Origin of the sequence: Pseudomonas syringae pv. cilantro, assembly GCF_001293775.1 — a bacterium.
In the GTDB taxonomy this organism is placed as follows: Bacteria; Pseudomonadota; Gammaproteobacteria; order Pseudomonadales; family Pseudomonadaceae; genus Aquipseudomonas; species Aquipseudomonas syringae_P.
In genome coordinates this window covers 18,031-34,210 of record NZ_LGLN01000086.1, presented here as the reverse complement: position 1 = coordinate 34,210, position 16,180 = coordinate 18,031, and the positions used below count along the sequence as shown (strand labels likewise).

Below are 16,180 nucleotides of genomic sequence, written 5' to 3'. Positions count from 1 at the left end.
GGAGGCGACAGATTGTGTGGGAATGTCACGCAGTCTGATCGGCCTCCCTGATCGTTTCTGGTCGTTTTTGGATGGAACATGAAAATTCTGATCGTTGGGCCTAGCTGGGTCGGTGACATGGTGATGGCGCAAACGCTGTTCCAGTGCCTGAAGCAGCGTCATCCCGAGTGCGAAATCGACGTGCTGGCCCCTGAATGGAGTCGTCCGATCCTGGAGCGCATGCCCGAGGTGCGCGCAGCGCTCAGCTTTCCGCTCGGCCATGGGGCGCTCGAACTGGCGACCCGCCGCCGGATCGGCAAGTCGCTGGCTGGCCAGTACGATCAGGCCATCTTGTTGCCCAACTCGCTGAAATCGGCGCTGGTGCCGTTTTTTGCCGGTATCCCGAAACGCACCGGCTGGCGCGGCGAATTCCGTTATGGCTTGCTCAACGACGTGCGCACCCTCGACAAACAGCGCTACCCGCTGATGATCGAGCGCTTCATGGCGCTGGCCTTCGACAAGGGCGCTGAATTGCCGCGCCCCTATCCCAGGCCCGATCTGCGCATCGACCCCGCGACACGCGACGCTGCCTTGAGCAAGTTCGGCCTGACCCTCGACCGTCCGGTACTGGCGCTGTGCCCCGGTGCCGAGTTTGGCGAGTCCAAGCGCTGGCCGGCCGAGCATTACGCGCAAGTGGCTGAAGCCAGCATTCGCGAAGGCTGGCAGGTCTGGCTGTTCGGTTCGAAGAAGGATCATCCGGTTGGCGAAAGCATTCGTCAGGAATTGATTCCCGGCCTGCGCGAAGAGTCCGTCAACCTCAGTGGCGAAACCTCGCTCGCCGAAGCCATTGACCTGCTGTCCTGCGCCGACGCGGTGGTGTCCAACGATTCCGGCCTGATGCACGTCGCGGCGGCGCTCAACCGGCCACTGGTGGCGGTGTATGGCTCGACCTCGCCGGGCTTCACGCCGCCGTTGGCCGATGAAGTCGAAGTGGTCCGCCTCGGGCTTGAATGCAGCCCGTGCTTTGAGCGCACCTGCCGTTTCGGCCATTACAACTGCATGCGTCTGCTTGAGCCGGACGCCGTGATTCAGGCGCTGACCCGCCTGAACATCACCCCGGTGGAGGTTGCCTGATTTTGCGGGTACTGCTGATCAAGACTTCCTCGCTGGGTGATGTCATCCACGCCTTGCCCGCGCTGACCGATGCGGCGCGGGCGCTGCCCGGTATTCGCTTCGACTGGGTGGTGGAAGAAGGTTTTGCCGAAATTCCCGCCTGGCACCCGGCGGTCGATAGAGTGATCCCGGTGGCGATCCGCCGTTGGCGCAAGCACCTCTGGCAGACGTTTCGCTCGGGCGAATGGCGGCGCTTCAAGGATCGGCTGCGCGAGCAGCGTTACGACCTGGTGATCGATGCTCAAGGGCTGTTCAAGAGTGCCTGGCTGACGCGCTACATCGACGCGCCAGTGGCCGGTCTGGACCGTGATTCGGCGCGCGAGCCGCTTGCCAGCCGCTTTTATGACCGCGTCTTGCCGGTGGCACGCGGGCAGCATGCCGTCGAACGGCTGCGCCAGTTGTTCGCGCAGGCGCTGGGTTATCCGTTGCCGGTTGGCGTGGGCGATTACGGTCTCAAGCCACTCGCTGCGCTTGACGATGCGCCGCAAGCACCTTTTGTGCTGTTCTTGCACGGCACGACCTGGGACACCAAACACTGGCCCGAGACGTATTGGCGACAGCTGGCCGAATTGATGGCTGCGCGCGGTTTTCAGGTACGGCTGCCGTGGGGAAATCCGACAGAGAAAGCCCGCGCCGAGCGCATTGCCGACGGCCTCGACAGCGCGCATGTGCTGCCGAAGCTGAATCTGGCGGGGGTGGCGCGTGTATTGGCCAGTGCCCAGGCCTGCGTCGCGGTCGATACCGGCATCGGGCACCTGGCTGCGGCGCTGGATGTACCGACCATTTCCCTGTTCGGCCCGACCAATCCGGGGCTGACCGGGGCTTACGGCAAGTCTCAGGTGCATTTGGCCAGCGACTATCCGGGCTGTGCGCCCTGCCTGCAGAAGAAATGCACGTACCAACCGACCGCCGATGATCAGCGCCGGTTCGACCTTAAACGCGAGTGGCCATTGTGCTTCACTCGTTTGAATCCCGAGCGAGTAGCGAGCCAACTGGGCGCGCTGTTGCTGGCAAAGGAACCTGGCTGATGCAACTGGCTTTCGTACTTTACAAATATTTCCCGTTTGGCGGCCTGCAACGCGATTTCATGCGCATCGCGCTGGAATGCCAGCAGCGTGGCCATCAGATTCGCGTCTACACGCTGATCTGGGAAGGCGAGGTGCCGCCCGGCTTCGAAGTGCTGGTCGCGCCGGTCAAGGCATTCTTCAATCATCGGCGTAACGAAAAGCTTACTGCCTGGATGGAAGCGGATCTGGCCCGGCGCCCGGTCGACCGTCTGATCGGCTTCAACAAGATGCCGGGGCTGGATGTGTATTACGCCGCCGACGGTTGTTTCGAAGACAAGGCGCAGAACCTGCGCAGCCCGCTGTATCGCAAGTGGGGGCGTTATCGCCATTTTGCCGATTACGAGCGCGCGGTGTTCGCCAGGGAATCGAACACCCAGGTACTGATGATTTCCGAAGTGCAGCAGCCGTTGTTCATCAAGCACTACGACACGCCGCTATCACGTTTCCATCTGCTGCCGCCGGGCATTTCCCAGGATCGTCGCGCGCCGCCGGACGCGGCGCAGATTCGTGCCGAATTTCGCAAGGAATTCGGTCTGGCCGACGATGCGCTGCTATTGGTGCAGATCGGCTCCGGTTTCAAGACGAAGGGCGTCGATCGTAGCCTTAAAGCGCTGGCGTCGTTGCCTGCGGAACTGAAGAAGCGAACCCGTCTGTTTGTAATCGGTCAGGACGACCCCAAAGTATTCCAGCTGCAGAGCGCCACGCTCGGTCTGGGCGATCAGGTGACCTTCATGAAAGGGCGTAGCGACATTCCGCGTTTTCTGCTCGGTGCCGACCTGCTGATTCATCCGGCCTACAACGAAAACACCGGCACTGTGCTGCTCGAAGCGCTGGTGGCGGGGTTGCCGGTGCTGGTCAGCGCGGTCTGCGGTTATGCCCACTACATTGCCGAAGCCGATTGCGGTCGGGTCCTGGACGAGCCGTTCGATCAGGCTCAGCTCAATCGCTATCTGGCCAGCATGCTGTCGGACGACACCGCGCGCAGCGCCTGGCGTCGCAACGGCCTGGCATTCGCTGACACGGCGGACCTTTACAGCATGCCGCAACACGCTGCGGATGTGATTCTGGCGGAGCACTATTGATGAAGCTGTTCCTTGCTGAACCGTTCAAGAGCCTGTGGGCCGGGCGCGATGCGTTCGCCGAGGTCGAGGGCCTGAGCGGTGAGGTGTACCGCGAGCTGGAAGGGCGTCGCACGCTGCGCACTGAAGTCGACGGGCGCGGTTACTTCGTCAAGATCCACCGCGGCATCGGCTGGGGCGAGATCGCCAAGAACCTGGCAACGGCCAAGCTGCCGGTGCTGGGCGCGGGCAAAGAGTGGGACGCCATCGAGCGCCTGCACGAAGTCGGGGTGCCAACCATGACCGCCGTGGCCTACGGCGAGCGCGGCAGCAATCCTGCCGCGCAGCATTCTTTCATCGTCACCGAAGAGCTGGCACCGACCATCAGCCTTGAGGACGTCAGCCTCAACTGGCGCAGCGAGCCGCCCGAGCCACGCCTGAAAAGGGCGTTCATTGCCGAAGTGGCGCGACTGGTCGGGATGATGCACCGGGCAGGTGTCAATCATCGCGACTGTTACATCTGCCATTTCCTGTTGCACACCGACAAACCGGTGACGGCTGATGATTTCAGGCTGTCGGTCATCGACCTGCACCGCGCCCAGACCCGGTGGGCGATCACGCCGCGCTGGCGCAACAAGGACCTGGCCGCGCTGTATTTTTCAGCTCTGGACATCGGCCTGACCCGGCGTGACAAACTGCGCTTTCTCAAGGACTACTTTCAGAAGCCGTTGCGGGAAATACTGCTCAAGGAAGCGTCGTTGCTGACCTGGCTGGATAAAAAAGCCGACAAGCTGTATCAACGTAAAGTGCGATATGGAGATGCGCTCTGATGGCAGGCTGGAAGCTCGAACCCGAATACGCGTTCCTTGATCGCGACTTCGGCAGCCTGGACGCGGTGTTCGCCCTGGAAGGCCAGCGCCTGACCCGCGACCCGCTGTCCGAAGTCATCCGCGTCGAGCGCGCCGGGGTCAATTATTACGTCAAGCGCTACGTCAGCGCCGGTAAGGGCCTGCGTCGCTACATGGGCAGGCCACGGGTCAAATCCGAGTGGCAGAACCTCAGGCGTTTCGCCACCTGGGGCATTCCCACGGCCGAGGTAGTGGCCTGGGGGCTGGAGCGCAACGGGGCGGCCTATGACCGCGGTGCGCTGATCACCCGTGAACTGCCTAACACCGTGGATTTGTCAGTGCTGGCCAAGCGCAAGGACCCGCTGCTGGCCGACCGGCAGTGGGTCGACGGTGTCAGCCGCCAGCTGGCGGCCTATACGCGCATCATGCACGACAGGCATTTCACGCATAACGACCTTAAATGGCGCAACCTGCTGGTCGATAATCTGGGCAAGCTGTTTTTCATCGATTGCCCCAACGGTGCATTCTGGTGGAGCTTTCTGCTGCGCTACCGGATCACCAAGGATCTGGCGTGTCTGGACAAGGTTGCCAAGTATCATCTGTCGGCCACCCAGCGCCTGCGCTTTTATTTGCAGTACCGCCAGCGAGCGCGTTTGAACGCCTCCGACAAAAAACGTATTCGACACATCGTCAGCTTTTTCGAGGGCCGTGAATGAGCGTATTTATTGCCAGTGCCGATCGGCCCTTACTGGAGCGCCACGGCCTGGTTGATTTTGAATCGCTATGGAATCTTCAGCTTGACGCGGTCGACGAACCCAATACCGGGCGCGGCGGCTGGAGCAGCGTGTTCCGTCTTGATCTGGACGACAGAAGCTTTTACCTCAAGCGTCAGAGCAATTATCTGACTCACACGCTGCACTACCCGCTGGGCGAGCCCTCGTTCTGCCGGGAATTTCGTAATATCCGCCGCTATCAGAAGCTGGGTATTCCGGCGTTGCAGGCAGCCTTTTATGGTGAGCGCCGTTTCAACGGCGAGCGTCAGGCGATCCTGATGACCCGGGCCCTGGATGGCTGGACGGAGCTGTACACGCTGTTGCTGGAATGGTCCGGGCTGCCTGCCGCCGAGCGCAGCGCAATCCTTTACGCCTGCGGCCGGCTGGCGCGCACCTTGCACAAGGCCGGGCAGATGCACGGCTGCTTCTATCCCAAGCACATCTTTCTGCAGGCTCAAGGTGATGTGTATCAAGCGCAGTTGATCGATCTGGAAAAGACCCGCCCGGTGCTGTTCGGCAAGCGCGACCTGATCAAGGATCTGGAGCCGTTGCTGCGTCGCTGCCATGTGTGGAGTGATGACGAACAGCGTGAATTTCTGGCTGCCTACCTGAAGGCTGCGATCGACAGTCCCCAGGTTGAGACCTGGAGCGTGTTGCTGGGTAGACGCGGCCTGCATAAACGTATCGTCCAACACCGTGACCAGAATGAGATCCACTGATGCGCTTGTCTGAACTCAAGAACGCCGGGCGCACCCCCGAGTTACCGATGAGCCTTTCTCTGGCGGATGCTGCGGGCACGGCTGAACTGCAATTATTGACACTGCTGCGGGTACTGCCGGGCCAGCGCTACGTCGGCGCGGGCGTATGGCGTGGCCGCTCGGTACTGGCCAAACTGCTGGTCGGCGACAAGGCCGCCCGGCACTTTCAGCGTGAACTGACGGGCGTGCGGTTGCTGGCCGGACAAGGCCTGAAAACCCCGTTGTTGCTGGCCGACGGCTTGCAGGAAGGCGAGGGCGGCTGGCTGCTGTTCGAATTTCTGCAGCCAGCCCCCAGCCTGGGCGATGCCTGGGCCAACGTGCAGGACCTGCCGCCGCTGGCCGACGAACAGCAAGCGGTCCTCGGCGAAGCACTGACGGCTATTGCGCTGCAACATGCCAAGGGCTTGTGGCAGGAAGACCTGCACCTGGATAACCTGTTGCGCCATAACGGGCACCTGTACCTGATCGACGGCGCGGGCATTCGTGCCGAACAGGCCGGAAAGCCTCTGTCCCGGCAGAAAGTGCTGGAAAACCTCGGCGTGTTCTTTGCGCAATTGCCCAGAGCGTTCGAACCGTTCACCGAAGAGCTGCTGGTGCATTATCTGTTGAGCAACGCCGAGCACGGTCTGCCCATGGAACCGCTGCAAAAGCAGATCGACAAGGTTCGTGGCTGGCGACTCAGGGATTTCATGAGCAAGACGGTGCGCGATTGCAGCCTGTTCAGCGTCAAGGACACGGCTTCGGTGTTTCGTGCGATTCGCCGTAACGAAGAGGCCGCCATGCTGCCGGTGCTGGAGCAGGCGGATGCGTTGCTCGACAAGGGCCACCTGTACAAGACCGGTGGCGCTGCGAGCGTAGGCCGGGTCGACGTCAGTGGCCACACGCTGGTTATCAAACGCTACAACATCAAGAATTTCACCCACTGGCTCAAGCGTTTCTGGCGCCCCAGCCGCGCCTGGCATTCCTGGCGCGAGAGCAACCGGCTGAGGTTTCTGGGCATCGCCACGCCAAAACCGCTGGCGGTGCAGGAGCAGCGTTTTCTGGGCTTGCGCAGCAAGGCCTGGCTGGTGACCGAATTTCTCGACGGGCCGGACATCATCGAACGCTTCGCGCCTCATGTGCAAAGCGGCGATGCGCCAGAGGACGAATTGTTGGCGCTGGATACGCTGTTCAGCCAGCTCATTCGCGAGCGCATCAGTCATGGCGATCTGAAGGGGCATAACCTGTTCTGGCATCAGAATCGCTGGGCGCTGATTGATCTGGACGCCATGCAGCAGCACAGTTCGCAAGCGTCTTTCGCGTCGGCCTATGCCCGTGACCGGGCGCGCTTCATGCGCAACTGGCCGCCAGGCAGTGCGCTGCACCAGTTGCTGGAGCACCGCCTGCCAAAGATCACGCCAGCCTGAGCCCGCGCGTCAGGCGATCCGGGTCAGATTCATCTCCTCCAGCGCTTTCACCAACGCGTCCATGTCATCGAACGGGATGAGATGGATGCGTGGCCACCTCACGCGCTCCAGATACAGTTTGCCCTCGGCATTGACCAGCACCGGGGTACGGTGAATCCAGGTGTCGCGAGCGCGATGGACAATGGTTTGCAAATTGTCTTTGCCCTGCTCCACGAGAAACATTCCCGGTCTGGCCAGCCGTTGCTCAAGGGTGAGCGGTTGAGGCGGCCGAACGGCATTTCTTACACGCAACACCTCCATTTCTACCCGATAATCGCCTTTGATATGGACCCTGGTGGCCCCGATGTTGCCCGAAACAAGCTCTCCCGGATCCAGCGTGACACCCCCTGAGTGTCCTGGTGCTACATCGATGACCCGCAGACCGATGCCGCCCTCCAGCTCGGCAATGCCTGGCACGACGCCCTGATAGACATTGGAATGACTGTTGCCAACCAGCGCGATCCATTTGTGCGAGCCCATGACCTCCTGATGCTTGCGCATCGTGCGCGACGCAAAATAATTCATCATTTGCTGGCGGGTGAGGGAATCTTCGCTGGCGATGTCATCGAGGTGGTAACTGGCTGCGCAGTCGATGGCCCTGACTTCGACGCCCTGCTGTCGCGCCTTGATGACCAGTTGCTCGAACGTGTAGATCTTGTCCGGGTCGGTGCGATGCCCACGGTCAAGTACCTTCAGGTCGTGAAGCAGGTTTTTGCTCATCTGGCCGGTTTCGAAGAAGCGGTCCAGATCCGCCTGATGCAGATCGGTCAGCAAGTGCTCCATGTACAGCGTCTTGACGTTTTGCTGCGCGAGCAGCGGCAGGTTGTCGATGATCATTTTCTTGCTGGCGACGGAAAAGTGCGACTCGCCGATCACGATGCCGTCGGTGTGGCTATAAAGCGTTTCAAACAGCTCAGGCAGACTCGTCTGAGGGTTGACGGCAGGCAAGGTCGGGCGCGGCGGCAGTTGAATAGCGCTGATCGCGGCGGCGTCGGTTTGCAGCTTTTTGCGGCGCGAGGCGAAGGTGTGACGCACGGCGTCCAGTTCAGGGTCGTCGAAAAAATAATTCATATCGAGCCCTTTCTTTTCGAAGTTCGCCAGCCTGTGCAGGTTCGTCCGGGTATCCAGTGGCATTTCATAGACCGCGTCGGCCAGCGATTGCTGGATCGCGGTCACTGAATTCTCGACACTCCAGTCTTCGGGAACGACACGCGCCCAGATGCCTGATTCTCCCTGGACGAAACCGTACTGACCTGCCCAGTGCTCGCCATCGGCGCTGGCGGATGAGCCTTTCAGTTCTCGCCGCAACAGGTCGTCCAGACGTGTGGGCGACGGCAGTGGGGCGGTGGGCACAATCAGCGTCGGATCGGAAAACGCGATGGTGAAGTCGCTGCGGGCCGGCATGTGCTGACCGGGCAATCCGCTGTTGCCTTGGGTAATCCGCGTCGGGCGACCGGCAGGGACGTCCTGAACGTGCACGCTGACCACGCCCTGCAGGTCGGCAATGCCGGGAACCTCATCGGTTGCAGTGGCCAGTTTCTGATCGAGCAGGGCGACCCAGCGCCTTGACGGAGCGGATGCGATGTCTCTGTTGATAAGTGTATGGCCGAAGAAGTTGCTCATTTTTTGCGCAGCAACAGGGTCGTTGACTGCGCCCGCCACCGGATGGCCGTTGAACGGGTAGCTGATCGACGAACTGAACGGCCGCACCTCGATGCCATAGCGATGGGCAGCCTTGATCACATGGTAGTAATCGTAATCTGTGCTCGAATTGTTCAATGCGCCACGGTTGAGATCGTTCAGGTAATGTTTGATTTCGTGAGAACCGGAACGACTCTTTTTGCCCAGATGACGATACCTGGCCAGTTTGGTCAGATGCTTGTCGGTCAGCAGGTGTTCAATGTACAGAACCTCGACGCGCTGCTCGGCCAACAGCGGCATACTGAGGAGCAACAATCGTTTGCTGGCGACTGACTTTGGCGCCTCACTGAAGATCAGGCCGTTGCCATGTGCGAAGACATGCTCGATCAGGTTGTCGACAGCCACCGGTTGCGGCAGTGGAGGTAACTGCGGCCTGGGTGGCGCAGTGAATTCGGCGAGAAATGTCCGGGCGTCCTGATAGAGTTTTTCCCGACGGGCCACGAAGCTCTGCCGCAGCTCGTCAAAATAGCTTTCGAAATAGGTCTCCATGCCGATCCCGGTCGGGTCATAGGGCTTGTTGCTCAGTACAACCTCCAGGCCCGCCTGCATGGCGGGCGGCATTTCGTATTCGCCCGGAATCGAACCGGTTCTGGATCCCGGCAGTTCATCCGGCAGGATGGCGTAGTTCGAGTCGCCGATGCCGCCACCACGCAGGCGCCGGCGTTCGACAAGCTGCCATTGTCCTTGTTGATCGAGGCGAATCGGCTGATTGCCGAAGAAGGCGAACGGATTCTGCGGATCAATGATCTGCCAGCCGCGCAACTGCGTGTTGTACTGCACCTGGAACGTGCTGCCGGACAGCTCGACATAATGTCTGCCGTTGACCACGCACACGCCTGTTGCATGGCCGGCAGTGATGCGCGGTACGTCGCGCAACGACAGGTCGACCGCCAGCTCGGTGCGCAGGCCAGAGGGCGCTCGGGGCCTGGCTTCAGGCAAGGAAAGCAGCGGCTGCCAGGCACCGCCGGCGCGTTGCACGGCAAACTGACCGGTTGCCCTCGGAGGGGCAGACGCGACAGTGGGTGCGTGGAACACCGGGGCGTGTCCGTTGACGTTGGGCTTGCCGAGCAGAAAGACCTGCTCTTGCAGTTCTGCCGGGTACAGATCCTCGTAGCGCGGCAGGGAAGACTGGTGCTGAAACGAGCGCAGCACCGGCGCTGATTCACGGCTTTGCTCAAGGTTATGCAGCACGCCGCCAAAACCTTTCAGGCCGTTGAGCAGATCGCCCCCTGCGCCGAGGCCATTGAACAGTGCCGACACGATGTAAGCCGCAGCGCGGCCATGTTCGCCTTCCGTCAAGGCGGCAATTGCCCGGCCGCTGTCGTGCAACGTCAGCAGGGTGCCGACCGCAAAGCTGGCCGGCGGGAAGGGCAGGGTCAGCGCCGTGGCGATGATCTCGACACTGGTCCAGATCAGTTGGGACAACATGTCGTTGCGGCCGGTGGTGGTCTCTTCCACGTCACGCAACCTGCGTTCGAGAGGGCGGTTGTAACAGGTGTCGGCAACGTCGGAAATGAACGCCTTGGGAATGACGGGCGGCTTGTTGGCATTGCCTTGCTGCATGTCGCGCAGGAAAAACGACAGGGTTCGGCGCGCCTTGATGCGGCAGCGATCCTTGTAATAATCGATCATGCCGTCGGTGCTCAGCGAGCGCACGAAGTCGCCGAACAGACGGAACTCGATGCCGTCAGGTGCCTGCGGCGTATAGAGCAATGCCGCGTGGCGAATCTGCGTCGGCAGGATCACCAGGCACCCCTGCACGGTTTCAATGTGGGTGAGCAGCGGGGTCGGAATGACCAGTTGATCGATGTCGCTCAGCCCGGAGGCGATCAGCGGTTTGTCGATGTGGATTTGCAGCGGATAGAGCGGATACTCCCCGCGAGAGGCCGTGTCGTTCAGGTGCATGGCGTCCAGCGATTGTTTCAGCCAGGTGTATTGCGCCGCCTCGATGTGGCCTTTCAGAACACTGCGCAGTGCGGCGGCCTTCATCTGCAATTGAGTGATCAGCACGCTGGCCTGACGACGCTCGGCATAACCGGCATGTTCAGTGTTCAGCAGGGTATTCCTGACCTGCGCAATATAGCCGTCCGCCAGCCATTGGCCGCGTACCGAGCCTGCCACCGCCGCGGGCGACAGCGCGCTCAGATCGACGCCTTGCGGGCCGCTGAAGGTGGCCTGGGTGTCGGCGGAGCTGCGAAATGGATCAATGCTGTCGTCGTAGCCGTTGAGCAGCATGTCGGTGTACGTCAGTGTTTCGCGCTCGCTGGTGATCACCACCAAGTCCGGGTTCACCGCGCCGACCGGGACATTCAGCAGTCTGGCGATCTGCTCGCTGGCACGCTGATGAACGTAGTGCTTGAATGGCTGAACCCGAGCATGGGGCAGTGCCTGGTAGTTGCCGAGTGCGCCTTCAATGGTTTCCTCAAGGGCCAGCAACTCACGGCGCTGTTCACGACTGGCGCGCAGATACCAGTCCGGGGTATGGCTGGCCTGCCCGGAAAGCATCACTTGCGTCTGTTCGTCGGTAAAGCTGCGCAGGGCCGCGTCGCTGTCCGGGTGATCGATGAACTGCAGGAAGTCTTTCGCGGGTTGCGGTTTCTGCTTGAGGGCTTCCAGTAGCTGTGCCAGTTCAGGGCGGGCAGCGGCATGCACCTGATCGAGCAGCCAGGCAGTCATCGCGGGCGAGGCTGTCCAGCCGACCACTTCATGGAGCAGTTGGGTTTCACTGTCGAACGCCTTGAACGGCTGGCCCGGAGCGTCCAGCGCGACCATGATCAGTCGTTCTGTCCGGCCTTGCGCGTCCTGCCTGCGAAACACCAATAGTCGGGCCATCACGTTATGCCCGTTCAGACGCACCTGTTGCACGCGCAGTGCGGGGTCTGGTGTGTCCTGTGTCGACGCTGCAACGATGACGAAGTCCTCGGGACGAATATGCCCCTGCATCTTCGCCGCCCAGGCCAGTGCACTCAGTCGGGTGCGCGCCAGCATGCGCAGCAGCTGCTGGTTGTGTTCCCGTTGATAGGCCGTTCGCTGAAACTCGCCAAAGGTCGTGCGCAGCTCCAGCCCGATGATCAGGCTCGCCAGATACGCCGGGGTGATCGTCGAGTACGTCTCAGGCAACGGCGCGTCATTCAGGCGGATGACGGTGTGCTCGAGGAAGTCCGAACCGGCGAGCTCGTCATCCGGGTGCAGGCCGTAGAGCGCCAGTTGAACCAGCGAGCGGCTTATGCGGTAAGTTTCGTGGCTCAACGGCAGCGTGCGAAGCGTGTCGACGGTCAGGGCGTGCGGGTCAAGATCGTGGCCCAGATCGTCCGCCAGGCGCCTGCGCAGGTGCGCTTCGGCAAATTGTTCAGGTGGCGCCGCGCTGCCCATCACGCTGAGCATGGCTGCATGCGCATCGTCATAACTGCGCAGGTAACCGGCGTAGGTCTTGAGGTCGGCCTCGCTGGCGATCTTCATCCAGTTCGGCAGGTTTCGCAGGTACTGACGCTGCCGGTTGGCGAGTTCTCGCAGCTCCAGCAGGGCGGCGGGGCCCAGCAGGCCTTGAAGGTTGATGGCTTGCTGAATCAACGCCTGACGCTGCTGCGGGTCTGTGATATCAGCTCGCTCGCAGGCGTAGCGAATGTCTTTGCGCTGCTTGTTCAGCAGGCGATCCAGCGCCTGCCCGAACGGGTCAGTAGTCAGGTGCTGCAACTGCACGTCGGCAGCAGTGAAGGGCTCCAGATACAGGTCGGCGTCCTGAGTGATCTCGTTCAGGCGTTCCTGCTGCTGGCGTTCGACCGTGTTCAAAAGCCCGCCTTGCAGCGTCGGCGTGTTGAGCCAGCGTGCCAGCGTGTGCCCCATCAGGGCCTGACTGGCGAAACCCATGATGCCGAGTCCTGGCAGGACCAGCACCGTGCGGTCCTGGCCTTGCGATATTGCCAGCGCGCCGGCCAGCTCCAGTTGCTCATCGTCATGCAGTTGTATCGTCAGCGAGTAGTAACTGAGTGGCTGCTCTTGCGGCTCGTCGGGCGCGGCGGGCAGGCAGGCAAGGTAGCCACTTTCAAGATCGCGTTCGTGAACCCTGACGCTCGCTTCATCACGCAGGGAGCGCTGCAAGGCAGGCACCAGCCGGTCGCGACGGCGCTCGCCGGTTTCACCGGTTGCGCTCCAGTAATCATCGATCTGTTGCAGCAGGCTGGCAATCTCCTGCTCTCGCTGAGGCAGGTTGGCTGTGTTGATGGCCGTCAGCAAGCCTTCGCCGGGGGTGGGCAGCGCTTGCAGTTCGCTGGTCAGCAAGATGCGCAGCTCGTCGAGTCTGCCCAAGGCCGCCGATGCGACGGGCCAGGTATCGGCAGGGGTCAGAGGGACCGGGGTAAGAGCAATAGGAGTGAGAGCAGCAGGGTTGAGAACAACAGGGGGCAGTGTTTGTGTCATGAAAACTTCCCGTTGCGCCTTCAGGCGCTGAGGTTTGAACGGCAGCCACAGGGCTGCCAGTTGATGGGCCTCAATTAATCAGAAGCAGCGGGCAGCACGTCGTAGATAGTTATCGAGCACCGCGAAAGAGACGTTTCCGACACTGTTTGACGAGCGCTCTGCGGGACATTTCAGGCCGTCGAGCCAATCCTCGGTCATTACGTTATAATCCCGCCCTTTAGCTGCCCTCAGCCCGCTGTGCGGGGGCACACCTTTTCTCGGGCGCGATGCGCCTGTGTGCAGACAAAGAGGCTAGACCCCAGTGGCATTGACGATCCTTGGCCTGTCCGGCGCCCTTAGCCATGATCCTTCCGCAGCGCTGTACATCGATGGCAAGCTGATCGCAGCGGCCGAAGAAGAGCGCTTCGTTCGCGACAAGCACGCAAAGAACCGCATGCCCTACGAGTCGGCGAAGTTCTGTCTGGAGCAGGCAGGCATCAAGCCATCGGACGTCGATGTGGTCGCCATTCCGTTCGCGCCTATCAGCCTGTTCGGCAAGGCGCGCTGGCACTATGCCAAGCGTTACTGGTACGCGCCGGATCGTGCACTCGACGCGCTGCTGATGGGCAACCGCCGTTACAAGCGCTACCGCAACAAGATTGTCTGGTGTCTCGAGCAGTTGGGCTTCGATCCGAAAAAAATCAGGATCGAGCCGGTCGAGCATCACCTGGCCCACGCTTCCAGCGCTTACCACTGCTCCGGTTTCACCGAGAAAACCGCGATCATGGGCATCGACGGCAAGGGCGAGTACGCGACCACCTTTTTCGGCTACGGCGAAAACGGCAAGATCCACAAGATCAAGGAATTCTTCGATCCGGACTCGCTGGGCGGCCTGTACGGCGCTATCACCGAATTCCTCGGTTTCGAAATGCTCGACGGCGAGTTCAAGGTCATGGGCATGGCGCCGTATGGTGATGCCGGCAAGTACGATTTTTCGCGTCTGGCGACCTTCGAGAATGGCGAGCTGATCATCAATACCGAACTGGCCAACGTCATCGGTCTGCGTCGCTATAAAGAGAACGGCAAGGGCTTCTACTTCTCGCCGAAGCTTATCGAATGGCTCGGGCCGAAGCGTGTCGGCGATGTAGCCGACGAGCCGTATATCCATTACGCGGCCAGCATGCAGGCGCTGTTCGAAAAGCTCGCGTTGCAGATGATGGATCACTACCTGGGCGACATTCTCAAGGAAACCGGCAAGATTGCCTTCGCCGGTGGCTGTGCGCTGAACGTCAAGCTCAACCAGCGCATCATCGCCCGCCCGGAGGTGAAGGAATTGTTCGTCCAGCCTGCGTCCGGTGATGCCGGTACGGCGGTGGGCGCGGCGGCTTATGTGTCGCATGCCCGTGGTGTGCCGGTCGAGAAGATGGAGCACGTCTACCTCGGTCCCGCGTACAGCAACGAAGATGTGATCGCGGCCTGTGCGCGCCACCCGAGCAAGCCGGTCTGGCGCCAGATCGACAACACGCCGCAGCGGATCGCCGAAATCATGGTCAAGGGCAACCCGGTTGCCTGGTTCCAGGGGCGCATGGAATTCGGTCCGCGCGCGCTGGGCGGTCGTTCGATCATCGGTTGCCCGAGCGTGACCGGGGTGGCCGACCGCATCAACCACCAGATCAAGTTCCGCGAGCGCTGGAGGCCTTTCTGTCCATCGATGCTCGACACCGTCGCACCGCAGATGATCAAGATCGATCACCCTGCGCCGTTCATGACCTTCACCTTCGAAGTCGCCGAAGAATGGAAAACCCGCGTGCCGGAAGTCGTCCATGAAGACGGCACTTCGCGTGCCCAGGTGCTCAAGCGCGAGTACAACCCGCGCTACTACGACATGATGAAAGCGCTGGAAGACCTGACCGGTAACGGCGTGTCGCTGAACACCTCGCTGAACCGTCGTGGCGAACCAATGATCTGCTCGCCGACCGATGCCTTGAACATGTTCTTCGGTTCGGACCTGGAGTACCTGATCATGGAAGACATTCTCGTCGTGAAAGAGGGTGTGGAAGGGCTGAGCCTTGACTGAGTTGCAGATCAGCGTCGTCATTCCGGCCTACAACTACGCCAGCACCTTGCCCCGCGCGGTCAATTCGGTGCTGGCGCAACTGGATCAGGCCAGTGCCGAACTATGGGTGATCGATGATGGCTCGACCGACGCCACGCCGCAGGTGCTGGAGCAGTTGCAGGCCGATAACCCGGGGCGTTTCAAGGTATTGCGCAAGCCCAATGGCGGACTGTCGTCGGTGCGCAATCGCGGCATACAAGAGGCGCAGGGCCAGTTTCTGGTGTTTCTGGACGCCGATGACGAAATGGCCGCTGATGCGTTGCAGGCGTTACTGCAACATATTGCCAGCCACCCTGACAGTCGGCTGATTATTGGCGGGCACTGGTCGGCGTTCGACGATGGCCGCCGCGTCCTGCACACCCCCAAACCGCTGCCGGCCGATGCAGAGCAACGCGTGCGCGGCTATCTGCTGGACAAGACCGTGTCGCTGTCCAACGGGGCCTGCGCGATGCATCGTGAGGTGTTCAAACCGGGGCTGTACCCGGAACAGTTGCGCAACGCCGAAGACATTCCGGTGTTCGCCCAGGTGCTGGCGCGCTTCCCGTGCAGTGTCGTGGAAGCGCCGCTGGCGATCATCCACAAGCATGCCGACAGCATGCGGCATGACCTCAAGCAGAGTCTGGCTTCCGGGCTGAAAGTGGTCGACGAAGCCTTCTCGCCCGAGCGCATGCCTGCCGAGCTGCAACACCTGCGTCAGCCTTTTCTTGCTCAGCGCTGCCTGTCGCTGTTCCGTGATTGCTACAGTGCCGGTGATTACGCCAACGCGAAGATGTTTTATGCCAGAGCATTGCGCGCGGACTGGCGCTCGCTCGCACGTTGGTCGTATACCCGCAAGGCTGCGCGGCTGCTGTTCAAGTGAGGGGCGTG

Annotated in this window: 10 protein-coding genes; 9 read left to right on the top strand and 1 reads right to left on the bottom strand. The window is 61.3% G+C overall.

Going from position 1 to position 16,180, the window contains the following annotated elements; all coding sequences use genetic code 11:
* Positions 1-78 precede the first annotated feature (78 nt).
* Genes waaF through ABJ99_RS24030 form a run of 7 tightly spaced genes read left to right on the top strand, consistent with a single transcriptional unit; the run spans position 79 to position 7,062 of the window.
* Positions 79-1,113: a lipopolysaccharide heptosyltransferase II gene (gene waaF, locus ABJ99_RS24060; protein WP_054087928.1), complete on the top strand. Its 1,035-nt coding sequence runs from the start codon at positions 79-81 to the stop codon at positions 1,111-1,113.
* A 2-nt stretch (positions 1,114-1,115) separates the two neighbouring features.
* Complete coding sequence (waaC, locus tag ABJ99_RS24055) at positions 1,116-2,180, top strand: lipopolysaccharide heptosyltransferase I (protein ID WP_054087927.1); 1,065 nt, start codon at positions 1,116-1,118, stop codon at positions 2,178-2,180.
* Positions 2,180-3,301, top strand: a complete 1,122-nt coding sequence (locus tag ABJ99_RS24050; RefSeq protein ID WP_054087926.1) for a glycosyltransferase family 4 protein — start codon at positions 2,180-2,182, stop codon at positions 3,299-3,301. Before waaC ends, ABJ99_RS24050 begins: the two co-directional genes overlap by 1 nt.
* Positions 3,301-4,107, top strand: a complete 807-nt coding sequence (gene rfaP / locus ABJ99_RS24045; RefSeq protein ID WP_054087925.1) for a lipopolysaccharide core heptose(I) kinase RfaP — start codon at positions 3,301-3,303, stop codon at positions 4,105-4,107. The genes ABJ99_RS24050 and rfaP overlap by 1 nt, the downstream gene beginning before the upstream one ends.
* Positions 4,107-4,841: a lipopolysaccharide kinase InaA family protein gene (locus ABJ99_RS24040; protein WP_054087924.1), complete on the top strand. Its 735-nt coding sequence runs from the start codon at positions 4,107-4,109 to the stop codon at positions 4,839-4,841. Before rfaP ends, ABJ99_RS24040 begins: the two co-directional genes overlap by 1 nt.
* Positions 4,838-5,617, top strand: a complete 780-nt coding sequence (locus ABJ99_RS24035) for a lipopolysaccharide kinase InaA family protein (protein WP_054087923.1) — start codon at positions 4,838-4,840, stop codon at positions 5,615-5,617. The genes ABJ99_RS24040 and ABJ99_RS24035 overlap by 4 nt, the downstream gene beginning before the upstream one ends.
* Positions 5,617-7,062 carry a lipopolysaccharide kinase InaA family protein gene (locus ABJ99_RS24030; RefSeq protein WP_054087922.1) on the top strand — a complete coding sequence of 482 codons (1,446 nt, stop codon included), beginning with the start codon at positions 5,617-5,619 and terminating at the stop codon, positions 7,060-7,062. The genes ABJ99_RS24035 and ABJ99_RS24030 overlap by 1 nt, the downstream gene beginning before the upstream one ends.
* Before the next feature lie 9 nt (positions 7,063-7,071).
* Here the strand turns inward: ABJ99_RS24030 and ABJ99_RS24025 are convergent, their stop codons facing one another.
* A complete protein-coding gene (locus tag ABJ99_RS24025; RefSeq protein WP_054087921.1) occupies positions 7,072-13,218 on the bottom strand; it encodes a membrane-targeted effector domain-containing toxin in 6,147 nt (2,048 codons plus the stop codon).
* Between the two features lie 301 nt (positions 13,219-13,519).
* Between ABJ99_RS24025 and ABJ99_RS24020 the strand changes: the two genes are divergently transcribed.
* Positions 13,520-15,274, top strand: coding sequence for a carbamoyltransferase family protein (locus ABJ99_RS24020; protein ID WP_054087920.1), 1,755 nt, complete (start codon positions 13,520-13,522; stop codon positions 15,272-15,274).
* A complete protein-coding gene (locus ABJ99_RS24015; protein ID WP_054087919.1) occupies positions 15,267-16,172 on the top strand; it encodes a glycosyltransferase family 2 protein in 906 nt (301 codons plus the stop codon). Before ABJ99_RS24020 ends, ABJ99_RS24015 begins: the two co-directional genes overlap by 8 nt.
* The last annotated feature ends 8 nt before the right edge of the window (positions 16,173-16,180 follow it).